This window comes from Nocardioides proteolyticus, assembly GCF_051280635.3.
Taxonomy (GTDB): Bacteria; Actinomycetota; Actinomycetes; order Propionibacteriales; family Nocardioidaceae; genus Nocardioides.
This window is the reverse complement of the sequence record NZ_JBNBPO030000013.1, coordinates 67525-91718: the sequence shown is the minus strand read 5'-3', so window position 1 is coordinate 91718 and position 24194 is coordinate 67525. Positions and strand designations below refer to the sequence as shown.

General features: G+C 72.9%; 20 protein-coding genes. 14 read left to right on the top strand and 6 right to left on the bottom strand.

Annotated features, from left to right (window positions below):
* The first annotated feature begins 149 nt into the window (after positions 1 to 149).
* Positions 150 to 2750 carry an ATP-dependent chaperone ClpB gene (clpB, locus tag ACPOLA_RS09910; RefSeq protein ID WP_435770254.1) on the top strand — a complete coding sequence of 867 codons (2601 nt, stop codon included), beginning with the start codon at positions 150 to 152 and terminating at the stop codon, positions 2748 to 2750.
* Positions 2751 to 2818: 68 nt separating this feature from the next.
* A complete protein-coding gene (locus ACPOLA_RS09905; RefSeq protein ID WP_435770253.1) occupies positions 2819 to 3835 on the top strand; it encodes a hypothetical protein in 1017 nt (338 codons plus the stop codon).
* On the opposite strand, the gene ACPOLA_RS09900 is transcribed toward ACPOLA_RS09905, so the two are convergent.
* Positions 3825 to 4997 carry a pyridoxal phosphate-dependent aminotransferase gene (locus ACPOLA_RS09900; protein ID WP_435770252.1) on the bottom strand — a complete coding sequence of 391 codons (1173 nt, stop codon included), beginning with the start codon at positions 4995 to 4997 and terminating at the stop codon, positions 3825 to 3827. The two genes, ACPOLA_RS09905 and ACPOLA_RS09900, sit on opposite strands and share 11 nt — an antisense overlap.
* A gap of 120 nt (positions 4998 to 5117) precedes the next feature.
* On the opposite strand from ACPOLA_RS09900, the gene pyrE reads away from it, so the two are divergent.
* Positions 5118 to 5660, top strand: a complete 543-nt coding sequence (gene pyrE, locus ACPOLA_RS09895; protein WP_435770251.1) for an orotate phosphoribosyltransferase — start codon at positions 5118 to 5120, stop codon at positions 5658 to 5660.
* Positions 5653 to 6300 (top strand): DedA family protein, encoded by a 648-nt coding sequence (locus ACPOLA_RS09890; protein ID WP_435770250.1) that lies wholly within the window; start codon positions 5653 to 5655, stop codon positions 6298 to 6300. The genes pyrE and ACPOLA_RS09890 overlap by 8 nt, the downstream gene beginning before the upstream one ends.
* On the opposite strand, the gene ACPOLA_RS09885 is transcribed toward ACPOLA_RS09890, so the two are convergent.
* Positions 6297 to 7073: a DedA family protein gene (locus ACPOLA_RS09885; protein WP_435770249.1), complete on the bottom strand. Its 777-nt coding sequence runs from the start codon at positions 7071 to 7073 to the stop codon at positions 6297 to 6299. The two genes, ACPOLA_RS09890 and ACPOLA_RS09885, sit on opposite strands and share 4 nt — an antisense overlap.
* A gap of 96 nt (positions 7074 to 7169) precedes the next feature.
* Between ACPOLA_RS09885 and ACPOLA_RS09880 the strand changes: the two genes are divergently transcribed.
* Positions 7170 to 7823, top strand: a complete 654-nt coding sequence (locus ACPOLA_RS09880) for a TrmH family RNA methyltransferase (RefSeq protein ID WP_435770277.1) — start codon at positions 7170 to 7172, stop codon at positions 7821 to 7823.
* Positions 7824 to 7836: 13 nt separating this feature from the next.
* On the opposite strand, the gene ACPOLA_RS09875 is transcribed toward ACPOLA_RS09880, so the two are convergent.
* A complete protein-coding gene (locus ACPOLA_RS09875; protein WP_435770248.1) occupies positions 7837 to 8448 on the bottom strand; it encodes a hypothetical protein in 612 nt (203 codons plus the stop codon).
* Positions 8445 to 10193, bottom strand: a complete 1749-nt coding sequence (locus ACPOLA_RS09870; RefSeq protein ID WP_435770247.1) for a right-handed parallel beta-helix repeat-containing protein — start codon at positions 10191 to 10193, stop codon at positions 8445 to 8447. The genes ACPOLA_RS09875 and ACPOLA_RS09870 overlap by 4 nt, the downstream gene beginning before the upstream one ends.
* Before the next feature lie 215 nt (positions 10194 to 10408).
* Between ACPOLA_RS09870 and fbaA the strand changes: the two genes are divergently transcribed.
* The 4 genes from fbaA to lysS all read left to right on the top strand — a co-directional run bounded on the left by fbaA (position 10409) and on the right by lysS (position 14963).
* Entirely contained in the window at positions 10409 to 11440 is a 1032-nt protein-coding gene (gene fbaA, locus ACPOLA_RS09865) for a class II fructose-bisphosphate aldolase (protein ID WP_435770246.1), read from the top strand.
* Between the two features lie 7 nt (positions 11441 to 11447).
* Entirely contained in the window at positions 11448 to 12812 is a 1365-nt protein-coding gene (ilvA, locus tag ACPOLA_RS09860; RefSeq protein WP_435770245.1) for a threonine ammonia-lyase IlvA, read from the top strand.
* A 70-nt stretch (positions 12813 to 12882) separates the two neighbouring features.
* Entirely contained in the window at positions 12883 to 13314 is a 432-nt protein-coding gene (locus ACPOLA_RS09855) for a DUF3151 domain-containing protein (protein WP_435770244.1), read from the top strand.
* 149 nt (positions 13315 to 13463) lie between these two features.
* On the top strand, positions 13464 to 14963 hold the full coding sequence (lysS, locus tag ACPOLA_RS09850) for a lysine--tRNA ligase (protein ID WP_435770243.1): 1500 nt from the start codon (positions 13464 to 13466) through the stop codon (positions 14961 to 14963).
* A 43-nt stretch (positions 14964 to 15006) separates the two neighbouring features.
* Here the strand turns inward: lysS and ACPOLA_RS09845 are convergent, their stop codons facing one another.
* Positions 15007 to 15957 carry a diacylglycerol/lipid kinase family protein gene (locus ACPOLA_RS09845; RefSeq protein ID WP_435770242.1) on the bottom strand — a complete coding sequence of 317 codons (951 nt, stop codon included), beginning with the start codon at positions 15955 to 15957 and terminating at the stop codon, positions 15007 to 15009.
* Between the two features lie 24 nt (positions 15958 to 15981).
* On the opposite strand from ACPOLA_RS09845, the gene ACPOLA_RS09840 reads away from it, so the two are divergent.
* On the top strand, positions 15982 to 17421 hold the full coding sequence (locus ACPOLA_RS09840) for a carboxyl transferase domain-containing protein (protein ID WP_435770241.1): 1440 nt from the start codon (positions 15982 to 15984) through the stop codon (positions 17419 to 17421).
* Between the two features lie 26 nt (positions 17422 to 17447).
* Here ACPOLA_RS09840 and ACPOLA_RS09835 read toward each other — a convergent pair whose 3' ends face one another.
* Entirely contained in the window at positions 17448 to 17828 is a 381-nt protein-coding gene (locus ACPOLA_RS09835) for a nuclear transport factor 2 family protein (protein ID WP_435770240.1), read from the bottom strand.
* Between the two features lie 232 nt (positions 17829 to 18060).
* Here ACPOLA_RS09835 and ACPOLA_RS09830 point away from each other — a divergent pair, with 232 nt between their 5' ends.
* From ACPOLA_RS09830 to purB, 4 genes are all read left to right on the top strand, one after another.
* A complete protein-coding gene (locus ACPOLA_RS09830) occupies positions 18061 to 19344 on the top strand; it encodes an adenylosuccinate synthase (RefSeq protein WP_435770239.1) in 1284 nt (427 codons plus the stop codon).
* Positions 19345 to 19419: 75 nt separating this feature from the next.
* Complete coding sequence (locus ACPOLA_RS09825; protein ID WP_435770238.1) at positions 19420 to 21327, top strand: PAS domain S-box protein; 1908 nt, start codon at positions 19420 to 19422, stop codon at positions 21325 to 21327.
* A gap of 52 nt (positions 21328 to 21379) precedes the next feature.
* The gene (purD, locus tag ACPOLA_RS09820; RefSeq protein WP_435770237.1) at positions 21380 to 22663 is read left to right on the top strand and encodes a phosphoribosylamine--glycine ligase; all 1284 of its coding nucleotides are present in this window, start codon (positions 21380 to 21382) and stop codon (positions 22661 to 22663) included.
* 86 nt (positions 22664 to 22749) lie between these two features.
* Positions 22750 to 24192: an adenylosuccinate lyase gene (gene purB, locus ACPOLA_RS09815; RefSeq protein ID WP_435770236.1), complete on the top strand. Its 1443-nt coding sequence runs from the start codon at positions 22750 to 22752 to the stop codon at positions 24190 to 24192.
* Positions 24193 to 24194: the final 2 nt, after the last annotated feature.

Below are 24194 nucleotides of genomic sequence, written 5' to 3'. Positions count from 1 at the left end.
CGGGCAGCCGGACCGGGCCGTGAAAATAGCCAAAGTTGAGTGGAACAGACTCAACTTCGGGATCGTTGCACCAGATGTCCCGGTGGGTCTGGCGCACCAGGCCCGCGACCGGACACGATCGTCACCACACGTCCCCAGGAGATGGACCCATGAGCCAGTTCGGCGCCGACAAGTTCACCACGCGCAGCCGTGAGGCGATCGAGGCGGCCCAGCTCGCCGCCACCACGGCGGGCCACACCACCGTCGAGCCGATCCACCTGCTCGTCGCGCTGCTGCTGCAGACCGACGGATCGGCCGCGAGCCTGGTCAGCAAGGCCGGCGTCGACGCGCCCACCCTCGTGCACGCCGCGTCCGCCGAGCGCGACCGGCTGCCGAAGGCCTCGGGCGCCACCGTCCAGCAGCCCGCCGGGTCGGCGGCGCTCACCCGCGTGCTCGCGTCGGCGCTCGACCTGGCGCAGTCGATGAAGGACGACTACGTCGCCGCCGAGCACCTGCTGATCGCGCTCGCGACCGTCGAGTCGTCGGCGAGGAAGGTGCTCGCCGACGCCGGGCTGACCGCCGAGGGGCTGCGCGAGTCGCTGACCGCCGTGCGCGGCAACCGCCGGGTCACGTCGCAGGACGCCGAGTCGACCTACGAGGCCCTGGAGAAGTACTCCGTCGACCTGACCCGGGCGGCCGAGGAGGGCCGGCTCGACCCGGTCATCGGTCGCGACTCCGAGATCCGTCGCGTGGTGCAGGTGCTGTCGCGGCGCACGAAGAACAACCCCGTCCTGATCGGCGAGCCCGGCGTCGGCAAGACCGCCGTGGTCGAGGGGCTCGCGCAGCGGGTGGTGGCCGGCGACGTGCCCGACTCGCTGAAGGGCCGGCGGGTGCTGTCGCTCGACCTGGCCGCGATGGTGGCCGGCGCGAAGTACCGCGGCGAGTTCGAGGAGCGGCTCAAGGCGGTGCTCGAGGAGATCAAGCAGTCCAGCGGCCAGGTGATCACCTTCATCGACGAGCTGCACACGGTCGTCGGGGCGGGCGCGGGCGGCGACTCCGCGATGGACGCCGGCAACATGCTCAAGCCGATGCTGGCCCGCGGCGAGCTGCACATGATCGGTGCCACCACGCTGGACGAGTACCGCGAGCGCATCGAGAAGGACCCCGCGCTGGAGCGGCGGTTCCAGCAGGTCTTCGTCGGCGAGCCCTCGGTCGAGGACACCATCCAGATCCTGCGTGGGATCCAGGAGAAGTACGAGGCCCACCACGGCGTGCGGATCACCGACGCCGCCCTGGTCGCCGCCGCCACGCTGTCCGACCGCTACATCACCGGACGCCAGCTGCCCGACAAGGCGATCGACCTGGTCGACGAGGCCGCGTCCCGCCTGCGGATGGAGATCGAGTCCTCGCCCGAGGAGATCGACCAGCTCCGGCGCCAGGTCGACCGGCTGAAGATGGAGGAGTTCGCGCTCGAGAAGGAGAGCGACGAGGCCTCCGTCGAGCGGCTGGCCGTGCTGCGCAAGGACCTCGCCGACAAGGAGGAGGAGCTGCGGGCGCTGGAGGCCCGCTGGGAGCGGGAGAAGTCGTCCCTCGAGGGTGAGGGCGAGCTGCGCCGGCAGCTCGACCAGCTTCGGGTCGAGGCCGACCGGCTCACCCGCGACGGCAACCTGGCCGGCGCCAGCGAGATCCTCTACGGCCGGATCCCCGAGCTGGAGGCGCAGATCCGCGAGATCGAGGCGGTGACCGACGCCGCGGAGACCGACCCCGCCGACAAGCTGGTCGGCGAGGAGGTCGGTGCCGAGCAGGTCGCCGAGGTGGTCGAGGCGTGGACCGGCATCCCGACCGGCCGGATGCTGCAGGGCGAGACCGCCAAGCTGCTGGAGATGGAGCAGGTGCTCGGCGAGCGCCTGATCGGCCAGCGCGAGGCGGTCGGAGCCGTCAGCGACGCCGTACGGCGGGCGCGGGCGGGCATCGCCGACCCCAACCGCCCGACCGGCTCCTTCCTGTTCCTCGGCCCGACGGGGGTGGGCAAGACCGAGCTCGCCAAGGCGCTGGCCGACTTCCTGTTCGACGACGAGCGGGCGATCGTGCGCATCGACATGAGCGAGTACTCCGAGAAGCACTCCGTGGCCCGGCTGGTCGGCGCGCCTCCCGGCTACGTCGGCTACGACGAGGGCGGCCAGCTCACCGAGGCGGTCCGGCGCCGGCCGTACTCGGTCGTGCTGCTGGACGAGGTGGAGAAGGCGCACCCGGAGGTGTTCGACATCCTCCTGCAGGTCCTCGACGACGGCCGGCTCACCGACGGCCAGGGCCGCACCGTGGACTTCCGCAACACGATCCTGATCCTGACCTCCAACCTCGGGTCGCAGTACCTCGTGGATCCGACGCTCGACCCGGAGAAGCAGCGGGAGTCGGTGCTGGCGCTGGTGCGGCAGAGCTTCAAGCCGGAGTTCCTCAACCGGCTCGACGAGATCGTCACCTTCGAGGCCCTGACCCGCGACGACCTGTCGCGCATCGTCGACCTGCAGCTGGCGCTGCTGGAGAAGCGGCTCGCCGTCCGGCGGATCTCGATCGACGTCACCCCCGAGGCCCGGGCCTGGCTGTCCGACGTCGGCTACGACCCGGCGTACGGCGCCCGGCCGCTGCGCCGCCTGGTGCAGAGCGCCATCGGCGACCCCCTCGCCCGGATGCTGATCGGCGGCCAGGTCGCCGACGGCGGCGCCGTACGCGTCGACCGCGGCGAGGACGGCCTCGAGCTCTCCGCCGCCTGACCCAGCCCCGACAAGATCCAGCCCGACCCCTCGAATCGGGGGTGAGGCGGTCTGATGGAATGGCGCGCATGAGCAACCAGCCGGAGCCGCGTCCGGGACAGGCGACGCTGGCCGGGGCTCTGGTCATCGCCGGGTCGGTGGCGGTGGTGCTGGCGGCGTGGCAGCGGATCTCGTCGCTGCACACCCTGGAGGTCCAGGACGGGCTGAGGCAGGCGCTGGCCGAGCCGCCGCTGTCGGAGGCCGGGATCGGCATCGAGGGCCTGACCACGACGGTCCGGGTGCTGTGCATGGTCGCCGGTGGTGCCGCGACCGCGTCGGCCATCCTCGGGTTCCAGGTCTACAAGCGGTCGCGGAGCGCCCGGATCGCGCTGACCGCGCTCGCCCCCGTGCTGCTCGTCGCGGGCTTCGCCACCGACAGCCTCTTCGCGCCGCTGACCGTCGCCGGCATCACGCTGCTCTGGCTCCAGCCCACCCGGGACTGGTACGCCGGCAGGCCGTGGGTGCAGCGCTTCGAGGAGCGCCGCGCCGAGCGGCTCGCCTCGCTGCGCCCGCCCGGCGCCGCGCCGGGGCCGCCTGCTGCGGGACCGCCTCGGGCGGGCGCTGGGACGAGCGGGCCCGCGGCCGCGGCGCCGCCGCGGCCCGCCGCCGGCCGCCGTCCCTCGGCGCTCATCTGGGCGATCGTGCTGACCTGGACCGGCGCGGTGTTCGTGACCGTGACCATGCTGGCCGCGATCCCGGCGCTCCTCGACCGCGACACCCTCGCGGAGCAGGTCGAGCGCGTCGAGGAGCAGCAGGGACGCTCCCTGGAGTCGATGAACCTGACCGAGGACATGTTCCTCGCGATGATGATCGCGATCGTCGCCGCCATCGTGCTGTGGTGCCTCGCCGCGCTCGTGCTCGCCACACTCGTCCTCCGTGGCCGCAACTGGGCCCGCATCACGCTCGCGGTCTCCGGTGCGTGCGCGGCGCCGGCGGCGCTCGCCGGTGCCCTCGTCGGATCGCCGCTGGTGCTCGTCGCCGCCGCGAGCGGCATCGCCAGCTGGCTGCTGCTGCGCCCCGACGTGTCGGCCTGGTTCAGGCGCTGAGGTCGGCGCCGGCCAGGCGTCGTACGGCCTCGTCGAGGACGGCGGCGTCCTTGCAGAACGCCCAGCGCACCAGGCGCCGCCCGCCGCCGGGGTCGTCGGGCCGGTCGTAGAACACCTCCGCGGGGATGGCGACGACGCCCGCCCGCTCGGGAAGCGCCCGGCAGAAGTCGCGGCCGCTGGCCCAGCCGAGCTCGCCGACGTCCGTCGTGGCGAAGTACGTCCCCTCCGGCGTGTACGACGCCAGGCCGGCCGCGCGCAGCCCGCTCACCAGCTGGTCGCGACGGTCCTGAAGCCAGCGCGCCTGCTGGCGCGGGAAGTCGCCGTGCTCGTCGAGGGCCACCGCCACCGCCGGCTGGAGCGGCGCCCCGGAGGTGTAGGTCAGCCACTGCTTGGCGCCCATCACGGCGGAGACGAGCGGGGCCGGGCCGGTGGCCCAGCCGACCTTCCAGCCCGTGACCGACCACGACTTGCCGGCGCTGGAGAGCGTCAGCGTCCGCTCGGCCATCCCGGGCAGCGTGGCGATCGGCACGTGCGCCCGGCCGTCGAAGGTGAGGTGCTCGTAGACCTCGTCGGTGACCACGACCAGGTCCCGCTCCTGCGCGACGCGGGCCACGGCGGCCAGCTCGTCGGCGTCGAGGACGCGCCCGGTCGGGTTGTGCGGCGTGTTGAGCAGGATCAGCCGGGTGCGGTCGGTGACGGCCGCCTCGAGCTCGGCCGGGTCGAGCCGGAAGTCGGGGGCGCGCAGGGTCACCGGCCGCCGTACGCCACCGGCGAAGGAGATCATCGCGGTGTAGGAGTCGTAGTAGGGCTCGAGCGCGACGACCTCGTCGCCGGGATCGACCAGCCCGAGCAGCGCCCCGGCGATCGCCTCGGTGCAGCCGGTGGTCACCAGCACCTGGCTGTCCGGGTCCAGGTCGATGCCGTAGTGCCGCTGCTGGTGCCGCGCGATCGCCGCGCGCAACGGCGCGATCCCGGCGCCCGGGGCGTACTGGTTGTGACCCTCCTGCAGGGCCCGCGCGGCAGCGGCGAGGACCTCGGGCGGGCCGTCGGAGTCGGGGAAGCCCTGACCCAGGTTGACCGCTCCGGTGCGTGCGGCGAGGGCCGACATCTCGGCGAAGATGGTGGCGGGGAGGTCGGCGACGCGGCGGGAGGCGCTGTGCACCCTTCGGACCCTAACCGGCGAGCCCCCCGGACACGGCCGGCCCTGCGGAGGTCGCCGACCTTCACCCCGCCCGAGCGGGCAGATCACCGGTGCCGCGACCCGGCAACTAGCCTTCACCCCGTGACGACCACCGACACGGCGCTCGCCGCCGACATCGACGCGACCTGCCGGCTGACGGGCGAGTTCACCCTCCGGTCGGGCCAGGTCAGCAGCGAGTACTTCGACAAGTACCTGTTCGAGGCCGACCCCCAGCTCCTGGCCCGCGTCGCCCGGGAGGTGGCCCAGCTGCTCCCGACCGAGAAGGACCTGCTCGGTGGGCTGGAGATGGGCGGCATCCCGATCGCCACCGCGGTCAGCCAGCTGATCGGCATGCCGACGCTGTTCGTCCGCAAGCAGGCCAAGGAGTACGGCACCGCGAAGCTGGCCGAGGGCCCCGACTTCACAGCGCAGCGGGTGGTGCTGATCGAGGACGTGATCACGACCGGTGGCGCCGTGCGGGACGCCACGAACGCGCTGCGGGCGGCAGGCGCGATCGTGGAGACGGTGGTGTGCGCGATCGACCGCAGCCCCGAGGGGCAGAACCCGCTCGCCGACGTCGGCCTGGAGGTGCGCGCCGTGCTCACGAAGGCCGAGCTCGACGCCGCACGGGCTGCCCGTGGCTGACTCCGAGGAGCTCACCGGCGTCGCCGGCTGGGCGGTCGACCTCATGGAGCGCCTCGGCCCCGCCGGGGCCGGTGCGGCGATCGCCCTCGAGAACCTCTTCCCGCCGCTGCCGAGCGAGATCATCCTCCCCCTGGCGGGGTTCACGGCGAGCCGCGGCGAGTTCACCCTGGCCGAGGCGCTGCTGTGGACCACGGCCGGCTCGATCGTCGGCGCCGTCGTCCTGTACTGGCTGGGCGTCCTGATCGGGCGGGACCGGGTCTACTGGGTGTGGGAGCGGCTGCCCCTCACCCGGCGCAGCGACCTCGAGCGCACGGAGGCCTGGTTCGGGCGGCACGGGAAGAAGACGGTCTTCTTCGGCCGGATGATCCCGATCTTCCGCAGCCTGATCTCGATCCCGGCGGGAGTGGAGCGGATGCCCTTCCTGCTGTTCCTCGGGCTCACCGCGGCGGGGAGCGCGATCTGGAACACCACCTTCGTGCTCGCCGGCTACTTCCTCGGCGAGCAGTGGCACCGCGTCGAGGGCGTGGTCGGCACCTTCCAGTGGGTGGTCATCGCCGTGGTCGTGGCCGCGGTCGGCTGGTGGCTGGTGCTGCGGGTGCGCGGCCTGGCGCGCGAGCGGCGGTCGGGGACCGACACCTAGGAACGGCCCCGGTCGGGCGACTTGACGTCGAAGCCGGCGATGTCGCGGTCGGGCCGGCCGTCGTGGTCGCGGTCGTCGGCCTCCGGGGCGTTGGTACGCCGGCGGCGGATCGCCTCGCCCAGCATCAGCACGCCACCGAACGCACAGATCGCGATGATGACGTAGTCGATGTTGTCGCCCAGCCAGGGGACCCGCATGCCGAGGAAGTAGCCGAGCATGGAGATCGACAGCACCCAGAGCACCGCCCCCACGAGGCTCCAGACGTAGAAGCGACGCCGGTCCATGCCGGTGACGCCCGCCACGACGGTGATGTAGGTGCGCACGAAGGCCACGAACCGGCCGATCACCAGCGCCTTGTTGCCGTGCTTCTCGAAGAACACCTCGGTCTCGTCGAAGTACTTCTTCTTCAGGAACCGCCCGTCCCGCGAGTAGAGCGGCGGGCCGATCTTCCGGCCGATCTCGTAGCCCGCCACGTTGCCGGCGAAGCCGGCCACGACGAGCAGGCTCATCCCGATCAGCAGCTCGACCAGCGGCGAGCCGGGAAACACGTCCAGCCGCTCGGTCGCCACGAAGATGCCGTAGGCGAAGAGCAGCGCGTCGCCCGGCAGGAACGGGAAGAAGAGGCCGCACTCGATGAACAGGATGAGCAGGCTCACCCAGAGGAACTCGGAGCCGAACCGGTCCAGCAGCCACTCGGGGTCGAGCCAGTCGATGCCGAGGAAGAGCGGCACCGCGTCGGGGACGACCGGGAGGAGGTCGACGAGCGCTGGCACAACCGTCACGGTACCGCTGGGCGCCGACAGCCACATCGGGAACTACCCTGACTCCTCGTGGAGGACCCCGAGGCCGCGCGGGCGCCGTACGACCCGATGCCGCACGGCCGGCCGCAGGTCGGCGTGGGGCCGTGGGAAGGCCCGTGGCCGGACGATCCGCGCCTCGATCCGGAGCTCCTGCGCAGCGGCGACCGCCGCAACGTCGTCGACCGCTACCGGTACTGGACCCTCGAGGCGATCGTGGCCGACCTCGACCGGCGCCGGCACGACTTCCACGTCGCCATCGAGAACTGGCAGCACGACTTCAACATCGGCACCATCGTGCGCTCGGCCAACGCCTTCCTCGCGCGGGAGGTGCACATCGTCGGCAACCGCCGCTGGAACCGCAGGGGCGCGATGGTGACCGACCGCTACCAGCACGTGCGCCACCACCCTTCGGTCGCCGACCTGCGCGGCTACCTCCGCGACACCGAGGTGCACGGCGTCGCCGTCCCCCTGCTCGGGATCGACAACCTCCCGGGCTCCGCGCACCTGGAGACCATGCAGGTCCCGCGCCGGGTCTGCTTCCTCTTCGGGCAGGAGGGGCCGGGGCTCTCCGACGAGGCCCGCGCGGCGTGCGACGGCACGTTCTCCATCGCGCAGTTCGGGTCCACCCGGTCGATCAACGCCTCGGCCGCAGCGGCGATCGCGATGCACGCCTGGGTGCGGCAGCACGCCGACCTGTCCAGCGACGAGGCGTGGCGGGGCTGACCGGCCGCACGGCTCAGGGACGGCGTACGTCGTCGCCGCGCGTCAGCGTGCGGTCGGGGCAGTTGTTGATGACCTGGCCGTGCAGGGCCAACGGGTGGGCGAGCCGGACCGCGGAGTCGAAGCCGCGCCCGAGCACGGACCCGGCCACCACCACCTCGCTCCAGGTGGCCGCCGAGCGCTCGTGGTAGTAGCGGCAGTTGTCGAACCGCAGGGTGAGCGTGACCTCCGCGGTGGTCCACGGCGCCACCCGCAGCGGCAGGTTGTCGCCGTCGGCCACCAGCAGCGGCCGCGGCTGGTCGGGCAGGCCGACCCGGTCGACCGTCAGCGGCAGCGGCCCGCGGTTGTGCACCGGCACGGTGAGCGTGACCGTCTCGTCGTGGCGGTAGTGCAGCGCGTAGGTGCCGTCGGCGCCGTACTCGGGGATCATCAGGCCGGCCTGCACCGGCAGCCCCGGCGCGACGCCCTGCTCCAGCCGCACCAGTGCGGGCGCGAGCAGCCATACCGCGACCAGGCAGACGACACCGACCGCCCACAGCGCGCGTCGTCGCCGGCGCGGCGACCGTGGCTCGGCGGAGCCGCCCGCGTCGTACGACGCCTCCCGCTCGGCCCGGACGAGGAGACTCATCGCGACCCCGACCGCCGGCCGCGGAACCGGAGCGCGAAGGCGCCGGCGAGGCCGATCCCCACGACGAGCGCCGGCACCACGGGGCCGACGGGGTCGCGGTCGCCCGCTGCCGCCGCCCGCGCGATGCTCGCCTCGGTCGGCTTCTGCGGCGTGACGATCCAGGTGCAGCCCTTCGGCTGCGGGTTGGAGTAGCGGTCGTACTGGGCGCACGGCAGCAGGCTCGTGGTCTTGATCAGGTTGCTGACGGGCAGGAACGACCGGATCCGGCAGTTCGGCAGGTAGCCGAGCGTCGCGTTGTGGGTGAGCTTCTTGCCGGGAGCGACCTGGTTGTTCTCCCAGCAGTTGCCCACGCCGGCGTCGTCCCACCACACGTCGAGGCCGTTGGGTGCGTAGTCGCCCTCGGGCGAGACGCCCATCAGGTTGCGGGTGAAGTAGTTGTGGTTGGAGTTGTCGGTCTGGTGCAGGGGGTTGTAGTCCTCCCGCATCAGGGCCGGCGGCACCCAGAAGAGCATGAAACCCTGCCGCCAGTTGTCCCACACCTGGTTGTCGTCGACGTAGTTGTGGTTGCCCACGATCATGCCGCCGGTGCCGACGGGCAGGGGCAGTGGCGGGCAGACGACGCCCCGCTCGTGCCCGCGGTCGGCGGGCTTCTCCGCCTGGCAGGGGGCGTCCTCGCCCTGCACGTTGGGGTAGTAGTTGAGGTTGTTGGAGTAGATCTTGTTGCGCGTGAACCACCCGTGGTCCTGGGGCATGCCGGGGTGGCCGGCCAGGATCGACTCGACGACGAACCCGATGCCGTTGTGGTGCATCCGGTTGTCGTGGACGTAGACGGAGTTGCCGGCGGTGCCGGAGAAGCCGAGGGCGTTGTGGTGCATGTCGCAGTTGCGCACCTCGACCGCCCACCGGGTCAGCGGGCCGGTCTTCCGGTTCTTGGCGTTCACGTCGGCGGCGCTGCCCGGATAGATCCCGGAGTCGCCGTTGTGGTGCGCCTCGCAGTTCTCGATCAGGCCGTGGTCGGAGGTGAAGGCGAGCACGCCGTAGAGGTCGTTGTAGCGGGTGACCACCCGGTCGACGACGAAACCGTCGGTCTCGTGGACGTAGACGGCGTTCTCGCGGAACAGCTCGAGGGTCATGTTCGCGAGGTAGAACCCGTCGGCACGGTCGGCCTTGAGCCCGTTGTGCTTGACCCAGTCGCCGTCCTCGCGGAAGCCGCCGGTGAGCACCACGTCCTCGGGGTCGGCGCCGGTGCCCTCGATCTGCAGGTGGCAGCGAGGTCCGTCGCAGACGATGTCGGGGTCGTCGGGATCGTCGCCGGCGACCGTGACGAGGTTGACGATCTCGCCGCACGAGTACGACAGCTCGTAGCTGACCACGCCGCCGTCGTACCCCTCGTCGCAGGTGGGGTCCCACGACGGCTCCTCGCGGTAGACGCCGGGCAGGACGTAGATGTTGCTGCGCTGGGTGTCGACCGCGTCGACCGCCGCCTGGAGGTGCTCGAACCTGCACCGGTCCAGCAGCGCCTGGTTGTGCTGGCGCAGCTGCGGGTCGTCGATGGCGGCGATCCGCTCGGCCGAGTCGGGCTTGCAGACGACGAGGACGTCGGCGGCGTCGGCGAGCGAGCGGTGCACGGGCACCGAACCGGTGCCGGGCGGGAACTCCGAGTCGCGCTCCTCGTGGGCGTCGGCGGGCGCGGCGAGGAGCATCGCGACCACCAGGCCGAGGAGCGCAGCGGCGAGTCGAGTCATCGGGGGGCCTCCTTCGGGCGCGCTCGGCTGCCGAGCCGGCGCCTTCAGGGGTTGAACGCCCGGGGCGGCGGAATGTTACGTGGGTCACACTCCGGGGCCGGCCGATCCGGCCTCGGGAGGGTCACGCGCGGCGGTCGGGCGGCGGGTGAGGGCGGCCGGCGCGCCACGGTAGGTTGAAGGGAGTCGTTCCCACACCCGCGCAGGAGCTCAGCAGCATGCCTATCGCAACCCCCGAGAAGTACGCCGAGATGCTCGACGCAGCGAAGGCGGGCGCCTTCGCCTTCCCGGCGATCAACGTCACCTCGTCCCAGACGCTCAACGCCGCCCTGAAGGGCTTCGCGGACGCGGGCTCCGACGGCATCATCCAGATCTCCACCGGCGGGGCGGAGTACCTCTCCGGTCCCAGCGTCAAGGACATGGTGACCGGGTCGGTCGCGTTCGCGGCGTACGCCGCCGAGGTCGCCAAGAGCTATCCGGTGAACATCGCGCTGCACACCGACCACTGCCCCAAGGACAAGCTCGACAAGTTCGTGCGCCCGCTCCTGCAGATCTCCGCCGAGCGCGTGCAGCGCGGCGAGCAGCCGCTGTTCCAGTCCCACATGTGGGACGGCTCCGCCGTGCCGCTGGACGAGAACCTCCAGATCGCCGAGGAGCTCCTCGCCAAGGCCGCGGCCGCCCGGATCGTCCTCGAGATCGAGGTCGGCGTGGTCGGCGGCGAGGAGGACGGCATCGTCGGCGCGATCGACGAGAAGCTCTACACGACGCCCGACGACGCGCTCGCCACGGTGCGGGCGCTGGGGGTCGGCGAGAAGGGGCGCTACCTGACGGCGCTCACCTTCGGCAACGTGCACGGCGTCTACAAGCCCGGCAACGTCAAGCTCCGCCCCGAGATCCTCAAGGCCGCCCAGGAGGCGGTCGTCAAGGAGCTCGGGCTCGCGGCCGACGCGAAGCCGTTCGACCTCGTCTTCCACGGCGGCTCCGGCTCGTCGGCGGAGGAGATCGCCGCGGCCGTCGACTACGGCGTGGTGAAGATGAACGTCGACACCGACACCCAGTACGCCTTCACCCGCCCGGTCGCCGAGCACATGCTGCGCAACTACGACGGGGTGCTGAAGGTCGACGGCGAGGTGGGCGACAAGAAGCTCTACGACCCCCGGTCGTGGGGCAAGGCGGCCGAGGCCGGCATGGCCGCGCGCGTCGTCGAGGCGGCCGAGCACCTGCGGTCGGCCGGCAAGACCGTCGGCTGAGCGAGCGGTGATCGGGGAGGTCGGAGGACCGGGTCCGGGGGAGGCCGAGGAGGTCACGGAGCCAGCGTCGCGCGACCCTCACCACCTCCCCACCGCGGCCGACGTCGACCGGGCCGCGGCCCTGCTGGGGCCGGTCGTCGCGCCGACCCCGCTGCAGCGAGCGGGGCGGCTGTCCGCCCTGACGGGGCTCGACGTCTGGCTCAAGCGTGAGGACCTGACACCCGTGCGCTCCTACAAGGCCCGGGGCGCCTACACCGTGCTGGCCGGGCTGACCGACGAACAGCGGGCCACGGGCGTGACGTGCGCGAGCGCGGGCAACCACGCCCAGGGTGTCGCGTTCGCCTGCGCGCGGGCCGGCGTGCGCGCCACGATCTTCCTGCCCCGCACGACACCGCGCCAGAAGCGCGACCGCGTCGCGGCACTCGGCGGCGCGATGGTCGAGGTGGTGATCGCCGGCGAGGCGTACGACGACGCGGCGGTGGCCGCCGCGGAGTTCGCCGCGGCGTCGGGGGCGACGGTGATCCCGGCGTTCGACCACCCCGGCATCGTGGCGGGCCAGGGCACCGTCGCCGCCGAGATCCTCGCCCAGTCGGCCGGCCTCGGCTGGACCCCCGACGCGGTGGTGCTGCCGGTGGGCGGCGCCGGCCTCCTCGCCGGCTGCCTCGCCGTGCTCGGGGAGCGGGCACCCTCGGTGAGGGTGGTCGCCGCCGAGCCCTCCGGCGCGGCCTCCCTCGCGGCGGCGATCGAGGCGGGCCGACCGGTCGACCTGGGCGCGGTCGACCAGTTCGTCGACGGCGCGGCGGTCCGGCGGGTGGGCGACCTGACCTACGCCGTGGTCGACGCGGCCCGGCCGCGCGTCGAGATCACCACGGTTCCCGTGCCGGAGGGGCTGATCTGCGTGGAGATGCTCGACCTCTACCAGGTCGACGGCATCATCGCCGAGCCCGCCGGCGCGCTCGCGCCCGCGGCGCTGCGGCTCGGAGCGTCGGGCGGGCTCGACGCGCTCGGTCTGGCGCCGGGATCCCGCGTGGTGGCCGTCGTCTCGGGCGGCAACAACGACGTCTCCCGCTACGCCGACATCGTCGAGCGGGCGCTGGTCCACGAGGGGCTGAAGCACTACTTCCTCGTCGAGTTCCCCCAGGAGCCGGGTGCGCTCCGGAGGTTCCTCGACGACGTGCTCGGCCCCGACGACGACATCACGCTCTTCGAGTACACCAAGCGCAACAACCGCGAGACCGGGCCCGCTCTCGTCGGCATCGAGATGCAGCACCCCGACGACCTCGAAGGGCTCCTCGCGCGGATGGCGGCGTCGAAGCTGCGGGTGGAGAAGGTGTCGCCCGACAGCCCGCTGTTCGGGTTCATCGTGGACTGACCGCCCCGCCGGCCCGGCCGGCCCCGGAGGCCGCCCGCCGACCCTCAGGAGCGCGGGCCACAATGGCTCCATGCCTCCGCTGACGCCCGGAGCCGACCTGATGGCCGGCCCTCCTCCGACGAACCTGCCCGCCGACCCCGCCGCCGACCTCCTCGCCGCAGGAGACGCGCCGAGCGCCGTCGTACGACGCCTGCCGGCGTCGCCGCTCGCGTGGGCCAGCCTCGCCGACCAGGCGCGGGAGCAGGGCGCCGACGACGTGACCGTCTACGCCTACGCCCGGGTCGGCTACCACCGCTCGCTGGACCTCTTGCGACGCAACGGCTGGAAGGGTCACGGGCCGGTGCCGTGGGAGCACGAGCCCAACCGCGGCTTCCTCCGCTGCCTGGCCCTCCTCGCCCTCGCCGCCCGCGCCATCGGCGAGACCGACGAGTGGGAGCGCTGCCGCGACTTCCTCCGCGACTCCAGCCCGACGGCGGCGGACGAGCTGCTGGGTGGGGGGTGAGCTCGCTTGTAACTCGGTGTTACGGACCACTGCCACGGTGCTGTGACGCGTCATGACTCCGTGGTGGATGACCGAACACCGAGTTACAAGCCAGATCCGCCCCCAGCCCGCACCCGGCCCCACCCCGCCGGTCGCCTAGCCTGTGCAGCGTGAACGACGCGCCCAGCACCGCCCCCGAGCCGGACCTCAACGACCAGATGAAGGTCCGGCTGGCCAAGCGTGAGCAGCTGCTGGCCGAGGGCGTCGAGCCGTACCCGGTCGCCGTCGACCGGACCCACACCCTCGCCGAGGTCCGCGAGCGGTGGGGCCACCTCGAGGCCGGCGAGGAGACCCAGGACGTGGTCGGCGTCGCGGGGCGGGTGATCTTCGTGCGCAACACCGGCAAGCTCTGCTTCGCGACCCTCCAGGAGGGGATCGGCACCCGGCTGCAGGTGATGCTCAGCCTCGGCGAGGTCGGCGAGGAGGCGCTCGCCGACTGGAAGGCCAAGGTCGACCTCGGCGACCACGTCTTCGTCGAGGGCCGCGTCATCTCCTCCAAGCGCGGCGAGCTCTCGGTGTTCGCCTCCCGTTGGGCGATGGCCTCGAAGGCGATCCGGCCGCTGCCCGTGCTGCACAAGGACCTCTCCGAGGAGGTCCGCGTCCGGCAGCGGTACGCCGACCTGATCGTGCGCCAGGAGGCGCGCGACATGGTGCGCACCCGGGCCGCGATCGTGCGGGCGGTGCGCACCACGCTCGAGCAGAAGGGGTACCTCGAGGTGGAGACCCCGGTCCTGCAGCTGATCCACGGCGGGGCGCGGGCGCGGCCGTTCCGCACGCACATCAACGCCTTCGACCAGGAGATGACGCTGCGGATCGCGCTCGAGCTCAACCTCAAGAAGGCGGTGGTCGGCGGAGTCGACCAGGTCTTCGAGATCGGCCGGATCTTCCGCAACGAGGGCGTCGACTCCACGCACAGCCCCGAGTTCACGATGCTGGAGGCCTACCAGGCCTACGGCGACCAGCGCACCATGGCCGACCTCACCCGCGAGCTCGTCCTCGCCGCCGCCGACGCGGTCGGCTCCCGGCAGGTCGAGACCCCGGCGGGCACGGTCGACCTCGACGGGGAGTGGCGGTGGCTCCCCGTCTACCAGGGCGTCAGCGAGGCGGTCGGACGCGAGGTCACGCCCGACACCGACGTCGCGACGCTCCGCCAGGTGATGGACGAGCACGACCTCGGCTACGAAGAGTCGTGGGGCGCCGAGACCTTGGTCCTCGAGCTGCTCTCCGAGCTCGTGGAGCCCACGCTCCTGCAGCCGACCTTCGTGTGCGACTACCCGCCGTCGGCCCAGCCGCTCGCCCGTCGCCACCGCGACGACCCGCGGCTGATCGAGGCGTGGGACCTGATCATCGCCGGCGTGGAGCGCGGCACCGCGTTCAGCGAGCTCGTCGACCCGGTGGTGCAGCGCGAGGTGCTCACCCAGCAGTCGATCCAGGCGGCCGGCGGCGACCCCGAGGCGATGCAGCTCGACGAGGACTTCCTCCGCGCCCTGGAGTACGGCGCACCGCCGATGGGCGGGATGGGCCTCGGCATCGACCGGCTGATCATGCTCTTCACCGGGGCCGGGATCCGGGAGACGATCCTCTTCCCCCACCTGCGGCCGGAGCGCTGAGCCGCCCGCCGGGCACCCGTCGACGCGCACGCCCCGGAGGCGCTCAGGCCACCGCGTCCGCCCGGTCGGTCACCGGCACCACCATGGAGTACGCCGCCGGCTCCACCCGCCACGTCCGGCTGCGCACCGGGCCGCCGATCTCGCCGTCGCTGTTGCAACGGAACAGGCCCCCGCTGATCGTGACCGCGCGGCCGCGCACCGCCGTCACGGTGGCGTGCTCGTCGTGGCGGCCGAACGGCAGCCGCAGCGCCAGCGCCAGCCGGTCGGCGAGCCGGGCGGGGGAGGCCACGAGCACGTCGACGAGGCCGTCGTGCGGCTGGGCGTCGGGCGTGAGCTCCGCGCCGCCCCCGACCGACGCCCCGTTGCCGATCGCGACCATCAGCACGTCGGTGTCGACGTCGGCGATCACGGCGCCGTCGACTTCGACGCGGACGCGGAGGCTGGGCGGGTTGATCGCCGTCTGCAGCGCGCCGATGGGATAGCCCAGCTTGCCGAGGTTCAGCCGGCCGACGCCGACGGCACCGAGCCGCTCCTTCCACTTCGCGCCCCGCGCTCCGGCCAGCGCACCCGCGCCGACGTGGACACTGTTGACGGTCACGCCCTCCGCGTCGTCGACGACCAGGTCGAGCGGGCGCACCTCGCCGGTGAGCACGACCTCGGCAGCCGCGGCCGGCTCGAGCGGGATGCACAGCGTCCGGGCGAAGTCGTTGCCGGTGCCGAGGGGGACCAGCCCGAGGACGCTGTCGGCGAGCCGGCCCTGCCGGTGCAGCGAGGCGACGACGGCGTGCAGGCTGCCGTCGCCGCCGACCACCACGATCCGCCGGCCGTCGACGTCCGCGAGCGCGGCGTCGAGCTCCTCGGGCGCGGCGGTCGCCCGGACCTCGACGTCGGTGGCCGCCCGCAGGACGTCCAGTGCCTCGGTCAGCGCCACCTCGTCCGCCGTACCGGCGTCGGCGTTGGTGATCACCAGGAGCGGGCCGGGAGGATTCGCCATGGCCCCAGCCTAGAGTTCGGGCGCATGGGGACGAGTCGCCGCTGGACGGCACGTGAGCTGATCGACCTGGTGCTCGACGAGGGGTCCTACGAGTCGTGGGACGCCCCGATCGACCTGAGCGCCCACGCCGACGACTACCAGGCCGAGCTGCGCGCCGCCGCGGAGAAGGCCGGCACGGACGAGTCGGTGCTCACCGGACGCGGCAGGGTCCGCGGCCGGCCGGTGGCGTTCGTGGTCAACGAGTTCCGGTTCCTCGCCGGCTCCATCGGGATCGCCGCGGCCGACCGGATCGCCGGCGCCGTCCGCCGGGCCACGGCCGAGGGTCTGCCCGTCCTCGCCAGCACCGCGTCGGGCGGCACCCGGATGCAGGAGGGCACCCGCGCCTTCGTGCAGATGGTGGAGATCTCCCGCGCACTCATGGAGCACCGGGCCGCGGGGCTGCCCTACCTGGTGCACCTGCGCCATCCCACCACCGGCGGGGTCTACGCGTCGTGGGGCTCGCTCGGGCACGTGACGGTCGCCGAGCCGGGGGCGCTCGTCGGCTTCCTCGGCCCCAAGGTCTACGAGGCCCTCAACGGCGAGCCCTTCCCCGAGGGCGTGCAGCTGGCCGAGAACCTCGCCGCCAAGGGGGTGATCGACGCGGTGGTGCCGGCCGAGGAGCTGCCCGCCCTCGTCGACCACGCCCTCGGCGTGCTCGTCGACCGGCCGTCGCCCGCGTCGCTGGACCGGCGCGACCCCGTGCCGGCCGGCACCGTGCCCGACCACCCGGTGTGGGAGGACATCGAGCACACCCGCGACGAGGAGCGCGCCGGCGTCCGCGACCTGCTGCGGTACGGCGCCGCCGGCACCCTCCGGCTGCGCGGCACCGACGAGGGCGAGCGCGACGACTCGGTCCTGATCGCGCTGACCCGGCTCGACGGCCAGCCCTGCGTGCTGGTCGGGCAGGACCGGTCGCGGCAGACCGCCGCGACGCCGATGGGGCCGGGAGCCCTGCGCGAGGCGCGCCGCGGCATGAACCTCGCCGAGGAGCTGCGGCTGCCACTGGTCACGGTCGTGGACACCCCCGGCGCCGAGCTCTCGCAGCGGGCCGAGGAAGGGGCGATCGCGGGCGAGATCGCCCGCTGCATCGCCACCCTGGTGACGATGACCGTGCCGACCGTCTCGGTCATCCTCGGCCAGGGGTGCGGCGGCGGCGCGCTGGCGCTGCTGCCGGCGCGCCGGGTGCTGGCGACCTCCCGCGGCTGGCTCTCCCCGCTGCCCCCCGAGGGCGCGAGCGTGATCGTGCACGGCGACACCGGCCACGCCGCCGAGATGGCCGAGCAGCAGCGGGTGGGCGCGCTCCAGCTGCTGGCCGGTGGCGACGTGCACGTCGTCGTGCCCGAGCGACCGGACGACGGGGTGGAGTCGCTCGCCCGGGCGGTGGCCGCGGAGGTCGCCGTACAGCTGGCCGCCGCGCGCGGGTGACGCCGGTCCCGGCGCGGCGGAGCCGCTCAGGCGTCGGCGACCGTCATGTCCTCGCCGGCCCAGAACGCCCGCATGCTGGTGATCTTGCCGTCGTCGTCGAACGTCATCACGTCGATCGGCGCGAGGGTGTAGGTCTGCTCGCCCGCTCGGGTGACCAGCTCGAACTGGAACGCCGCCTCGTTGCCGGCGACCCGTGCCGCGAGCAGGGTGCTCTGCTGCTCGAGGCCCTCCAGGCCGGCGTAGAACTCCAGGATCGACTCCCGCGTGGCGCGCACCTCGGAGCCGACCGGGTCCTCGACGGTCGCGCCGTCGGCGTACAGGTCGAGGACCTCCGCAGCGGTGCCGGAGCCGACCAGGTCGACGTAGCGCTGGATGGTCTCGAGGATGGTGTCCCTGCTGGCAGCCACTGCTGGTCCTCCGGTCGTCGGCCTCGGGCGCGGCGGTCGTCGAGCCCGCCGAACATAGAACACGTTCTCGTTTGCTGAATCCAGCCCAGAGGCCGGTTTTGGTAGCGTGTCGGCGCAAGAGCCCCGGTCGCCGCCGGGGTTCCTTGACGTGGAGAACCCGATGTGGGTGCGTTGAGCAGCCGACCCGACCAGGCGGGCGGAGGGACTCCGTCCCGAGTGAAGGAGCGTGCGGATGCCCGCGATCGTGATCGTCGGCGCCCAGTGGGGCGACGAGGGCAAGGGCAAGGCGACCGACCACCTGGGCAGCCAGGTCGACTACGTCGTGAAGTTCAACGGCGGCAACAACGCCGGCCACACCGTGGTCATCGGTGAGGAGAAGTACGCGCTGCACCTGCTGCCCAGCGGCATCCTCACCGCAGGCTGCACCCCGGTGATCGGCAACGGCGTCGTCGTCGACCTCGACGTGCTGTTCGAGGAGATCGACGGGCTCGAGGCGCGCGGCATCGACACCGGCCGGCTGAAGGTCAGCGCCAACGCCCACGTCATCGCCGACTACAACCGCCAGCTCGACAAGGTGACCGAGCGCTTCCTCGGCAGCCGTCGGATCGGCACCACCGGCCGCGGCATCGGCCCCACCTACGCCGACAAGATGAACCGCATCGGCATCCGGGTGCAGGACCTGTTCGACGAGAAGATCCTCGCCCAGAAGGTCGAGGGCGCCCTCGAGCTCAAGGGTCAGGTGCTGACCAAGATCTACAACCGCCGCGCGCCCTCGGTGGAGCAGACCGTCGAGGAGCTGCTCGGCCACGCGGAGCGGCTGGCGCCGTACGTATGCGACACGACGCTGCTCCTCGGCGAGGCGCTCGACCGGGACGAGGTGGTGCTGCTGGAGGCCGGCCAGGCGACGCTGCTCGACGTCGACCACGGCACCTACCCGTTCGTGACGTCCAGCAGCGCGACGGCGGGCGGAGCGTGCACCGGCTCGGGCATCCCGCCGACCCGGATCGACCAGGTGATCGCCATCGTCAAGGCCTACACCACGCGCGTCGGCGAGGGTCCGTTCCCGACCGAGCTGCACGACGACAAGGGCGAGTTCCTGCGCAAGCAGGGGTGGGAGTACGGCACGACCACCGGTCGCCCGCGGCGCTGTGGCTGGTTCGACACGGTGATCGCGCGCTACGCCGCCCGGGTCAACGGGGTGACCGACTTCGTGCTCACCAAGCTCGACGTGCTCACCGGCCTCGAGCAGGTCCCGGTGTGTGTGGCCTACGAGGTCGACGGCGTCCGCCACGACGAGATGCCGGTCAACCAGAGCGACTTCCACCACGCGAAGCCGGTCTACGAGCTGCTGCCCGGGTGGTTCGAGGACATCGCCCACTGCCGCTCCTTCGAGGAGCTGCCGAAGGCCGCCCAGGACTACGTGGAGTACGTCGAGGAGCGCTCCGGGGCGCGCATCTCCGTCGTCGGTGTGGGACCGGAGCGGGAGCAGGCGGTCGTCCGCCACCCGCTGCGCTGAGACCACTGCGCTGAGGAACATGGGTATGGACCACGCGGTTTGGGGCATCGTGGGGTCCGAGGATCGTGGGGGTCCGTGGGAGGTGCTGTGTCGGAGCGGCCGACGGTGGTGATCGTCGACGACTCAGCAGAGCTGCGCATGCTCGTGCGCTCCCGGCTCGAGGCGTCCGGTCGGTTCGAGGTCGTCGGCGAGGGCGCCGACGGCGGCGAGGCCATGCTCCTCGCCCACCAGCACAACCCCACGCTGATGCTGCTGGACACCTCGATGCCCGTCATGGACGGTCTCGAGGCGCTGCCCCTGATCCTGGCGGTCTCGCCGGAGACCAAGGTCGTCGTCTTCACCGGCTTCGAGGGCCCCGACCTCGCGGTCCGCGCCCGGGAGCTCGGCGCCGTCGACTTCGTCGAGAAGTCCACCCCGATCGGCGAGCTCCCCGAACGGCTGCTGGAGCACGTCGAGACCATCGTGTCCGGCGGCCGCGACCCACGTCCTCGCGGGCTGCGCGTGGCCGTCGAGCCCGACGAGCACTCCGCCCGTGACCAGGCCGCGCTCGACGAGCACCTGGAGCGCTACCGCGAGGTGTTCCACCAGGCGGCGATCGGGATGGCGACGATGACGCTCAACGGGAGCATCGTCCGGGCCAACGCCGTGCTCGCCGAGATGGTGCACCGTCAGCCCTCCGACCTCGTCGGCCTCGACTACGGCGTGCTCACCCGCCAGCACGGCGACGAGCTCGACGACGCGCTCACCCTGCTGACCGAGAAGAACGAGGACCACGCCACCTTCGAGCACCCGCTCGTGACCGACGACGGCGCCAGCACGCTGCGGGTGACCCTGGCGCCGATCCGGGACTCCCGGGGCAAGCCGCTCTACGTCTTCGCGCAGATCCAGGACATCACGCCGGAGGTGGAGCTGCGCCGCAGCGAGGAGCTGTTCCGGCTGCTCGTCACGGCGGTGCAGGACTACGCGATCTTCATGCTGGGCGTCGACGGCAGGGTCGCGAGCTGGAACGCCGGCGCCGAGCGGATCAAGGGCTACGCCGCCGAGGACATCATCGGGCGGCACTTCCGCGTGTTCTACCCCGACGACCAGCGCGACTCCCGGCACCCGGAGCACAACCTGCAGCTGGCGCTCCGCGACGGCTCCTACGCCGAGGAGGGCTGGCGGGTCCGCAGCGACGGCAGCCAGTTCTGGGCGAGCGTGGTCATCACCGCCGTGTACGACGAAGCCGGCCGCCACCGGGGGTTCGCAAAGGTCACCCGCGACCACACCCAGCAGCGCGGCCACGAGGAGCAGCGCAGACGCGCGGTCGAGCAGCAGGCCCACGTGCTCGCGCTCACCGCCCACGAGCTGCGCACGCCCTCCGCGGTCATCGAGGGCTCCGTCTCGCTGCTGCGCGACCTCGGCGACCGGATGGAGCAGGCCCATCGCGACCAGGTTCTGGAGGCGATGGCGAGCAGCGCCCGCCGGCTGCACCGGCTCGCCGCCGACCTCGCGGCCGCCTCCGACGTGCACGCCGACGCCCTCGCCCTCCAGCCGGAGACGATCCATCTGCGCGCGACGCTCGACGCCGCGGCCGACCGGGTCACGGCCGTCCATCCCGACGCCCGCATCTCGGCCCACGTCGAGCACGACGTCGAGTTCGTCGCCGACCCCGCACGGATCGGGCAGGCGCTCGACAACCTTCTGGAGAACGCCGTGCGGCACGGCCGGCCTCCGGTGACGGTGCGCGGCGAGGCGACCGGGTTCGGCGTGGAGATCGGCGTCTCCGACGCCGGCCCCGGGGTCGAGCCCCGGCTGCTCGACCGGCTCTTCGACCGGTTCGCCCACGCCGGTGCCACGGGAGGGACCGGTCTGGGGCTGCACCTGGTCCGCGAGATCGCGCGCAGTCACGGCGGCGAGGCGTCGTACGTGCCGCCCGGGCACGACCGCCGGACCACCTTCGTGGTCCGGCTGCCGAGCACGCCGCAGGTGCCGGGAGTCTGAGCCGCCGGACCAGCCGCGGCGCGCCGGTCGGCCGGCCCTAGGCTGGGCGACCGTGAGGACCCTCGTCATCGGCACCGGCGGCCGCGAGCACGCGCTCGCCCTCGCGCTCTCCCGCGACCCGGGGGTCACCGAGGTCCACGCCGCTCCGGGCAACCCGGGCATCGCCGCGTTCGCGACCGTCCACGACGTCGACCCGATGGACGGCAGCGCCGTCGCGGCCCTCGCCGGGGAGGTCGGCGCCGACCTCGTCGTGGTCGGGCCCGAGGCGCCGCTGGTGGCCGGCATCGCCGACGACGTCCGGTCCGCGGGCGTCGCCGTGTTCGGGCCGGGCCGGGAGGCGGCGCGGCTCGAAGGGTCGAAGGCCTTCTCGAAGGAGGTGATGGCGGCGGCGGGGGTGCCCACCGCGGCGTCGCTCACCTGCACCACCCCCGAGGAGGTCGAGGCGGCGCTCGACCGGTTCGGCGCGCCGTACGTCGTGAAGGACGACGCGCTGGCGGCGGGCAAGGGCGTGGTGGTCACCCGCGACCGCGCCGAGGCGCTCGCCCACGCCGCGGCCTGTGGCCGGGTCGTGGTGGAGGAGTTCCTCGACGGGCCCGAGGTGTCGCTGTTCGCGGTGTGCGACGGCGTCACGGCGTACCCGCTGCAGCCGGCCCAGGACTTCAAGCGGATCTTCGACGGCGGCCGCGGTCCCAACACCGGCGGCATGGGCTCCTACAGCCCGCTGCCCTGGGCCCCGGCGGACCTGGCAGCGACGGTGACGAGCCAGGTGGTGCAGCCGACCCTGGACGAGATGCACCGGCGAGGCGCGCCGTTCGTGGGCTGCCTCTACGTCGGCCTCGCGCTGACCGAGGCGGGTCCGCGGGTCATCGAGTTCAACTGCCGCTTCGGCGACCCGGACATCCAGCCGGTGCTGGCCGTCCTCGACTCGCCGCTGGGCGGGCTCCTGCACGCCGCGGCGCATGGGCGGCTCGCCGAGGTCGCCCCGCCCCGCTTCCGCGACGCCGCGTCGGTGACCGTCGTCCTCGCCTCCGCCGGCTACCCCGAGTCGTCGTCGAAGGGCGACGTGATTACCGGCGTCGGCGCTGCCAACGGCGTCGCCGACGTGGACGTCATCCACGCCGGCACGGCGATCGTCGACGGCCCGGACGGCCGGCATCTGGTCACCGCCGGCGGCCGGGTGCTCGCCGTCCGCGCGGTCGGCTACGACGTCTCCGACGCCCGGGCTCGCGCCTACGCCGCCGCCGACCTGATCTCCTTCCCCGGTCTCCAGCGCCGCTCCGACATCGCCGCCGAGCCGCTCGGCGTGGTCGAGGGCGCCGCCGTCACCGACCACTGACCCGACCCCTCCTCCCACCGGTCGGGCGACGGGGCGCGGCTCGACGCACCGGGAACCACGATTCGGTGGCGTGGGAGAATCCGGGAGTGACCGCCCCGAACGTCGCCGTGCCCAACGTCCTCGCGACCCGCTACGCCGCCGCGGACCTCGCGGAGATCTGGTCCCCTGAGCACAAGATCGTGCTCGAGCGGCGGCTGTGGATCGCGGTGCTGAGGGCGCAGCGGGACCTAGGCATCGACGTGCCGGACGGCGTGGTGGAGGCCTACGAGGACGTGGTCGAGAAGGTCGACCTCGGCTCGATCGCCGCGCGCGAGCGGGTCACCCGCCACGACGTGAAGGCGCGGATCGAGGAGTTCGCGGCCCTCGCCGGGCACGAGCACATCCACAAGGGCATGACCTCCCGCGACCTGACCGAGAACGTCGAGCAGCTGCAGGTCAAGCAGTCGCTCGCCCTGGTCCGCGACCGCGCCGTGGCCGCCCTCGCCCGACTCGCGCGGCTCGCGGCGGAGCACGAGACCACGGTGATGGCGGGCCGCTCGCACAACGTCGCGGCGCAGGCGACCACGCTGGGCAAGCGGTTCGCGACGGTGGCCGACGAGCTGCTGATCGCCGTCGAGCGCATCGAGGAGCTCATCGCCCGCTACCCGCTCCGCGGCGTGAAGGGACCGGTCGGCACCGCGCAGGACATGCTGGACCTGCTCGGCGGCGACGACGCCGCGCTGGAGCGGCTCGCCGACCTCGAGCAGCGGGTCGCCGGGCACCTCGGCTTCGACCGCGTCCTCACCTCGGTCGGCCAGGTCTATCCGCGCAGCCTCGACTTCGACGTGGTCTCCGCGCTCGTCCAGCTCACCGCGGCGCCGAGCAACCTCGCCACCACCATCCGGCTGATGGCCGGCAACGAGCTGGTGACCGAGGGCTTCAAGGAGGGCCAGGTCGGCTCCTCGGCGATGCCGCACAAGATGAACACCCGCTCCTGTGAGCGGGTCAACGGTCTCGCCGTCGTGACCCGCGGCTACCTCTCCATGGTCGGCGAGCTCGCCGGCGACCAGTGGAACGAGGGCGACGTCTCCTGCTCCGTCGTACGACGCGTCGCGCTCCCCGACGCGTTCTTCGCCGTCGACGGGCTGTTCCAGACCTTCCTCACCGTGCTCGACGAGTTCGGGGCCTTCCCGGCGGTCATCCAGCGCGAGCTCGACCGCTACCTGCCGTTCCTGGCCACCACCAAGGTGCTGATGGCGGCCGTCCGCAACGGCGTCGGCCGGGAGACCGCGCACGAGGCGATCAAGGAGGCGGCGGTCGGCACGGCGCTGGCCATGCGCAAGGGCCAGGCCGCCAACGACGTCTTCGCCAAGCTCGCCGCCGACGACCGGCTGGGGCTGACCGCCGAGCAGCTCGACGGGCTGGTGTCCGACCCGATCACCTTCACCGGCGCCGCGGTCGCCCAGACCCAGGAGGTGTGCCGCAGGGTGGCCGCCCTGGTCGAGCGGCACCCGGCCGCCGCGGCGTACACGCCCGGCGCGATCCTCTGAGG

Coding starts and splice junctions, on each gene's coding strand:
- clpB (WP_435770254.1), top strand. CDS start 150: ATGAGCCAGTTCGGCGCCGACAAGTTCACCACGCGCAGCCGTGAGGCG.
- fbaA (WP_435770246.1), top strand. CDS start 10,409: ATGCCTATCGCAACCCCCGAGAAGTACGCCGAGATGCTCGACGCAGCG.
- ACPOLA_RS09875 (WP_435770248.1), bottom strand. CDS start 8,448: ATGAGTCTCCTCGTCCGGGCCGAGCGGGAGGCGTCGTACGACGCGGGC.
- ACPOLA_RS09845 (WP_435770242.1), bottom strand. CDS start 15,957: ATGGCGAATCCTCCCGGCCCGCTCCTGGTGATCACCAACGCCGACGCC.
- ACPOLA_RS09905 (WP_435770253.1), top strand. CDS start 2,819: ATGAGCAACCAGCCGGAGCCGCGTCCGGGACAGGCGACGCTGGCCGGG.
- ACPOLA_RS09830 (WP_435770239.1), top strand. CDS start 18,061: ATGCCCGCGATCGTGATCGTCGGCGCCCAGTGGGGCGACGAGGGCAAG.
- ACPOLA_RS09855 (WP_435770244.1), top strand. CDS start 12,883: ATGCCTCCGCTGACGCCCGGAGCCGACCTGATGGCCGGCCCTCCTCCG.
- ACPOLA_RS09880 (WP_435770277.1), top strand. CDS start 7,170: ATGCCGCACGGCCGGCCGCAGGTCGGCGTGGGGCCGTGGGAAGGCCCG.
- ACPOLA_RS09870 (WP_435770247.1), bottom strand. CDS start 10,193: ATGACTCGACTCGCCGCTGCGCTCCTCGGCCTGGTGGTCGCGATGCTC.
- ACPOLA_RS09840 (WP_435770241.1), top strand. CDS start 15,982: ATGGGGACGAGTCGCCGCTGGACGGCACGTGAGCTGATCGACCTGGTG.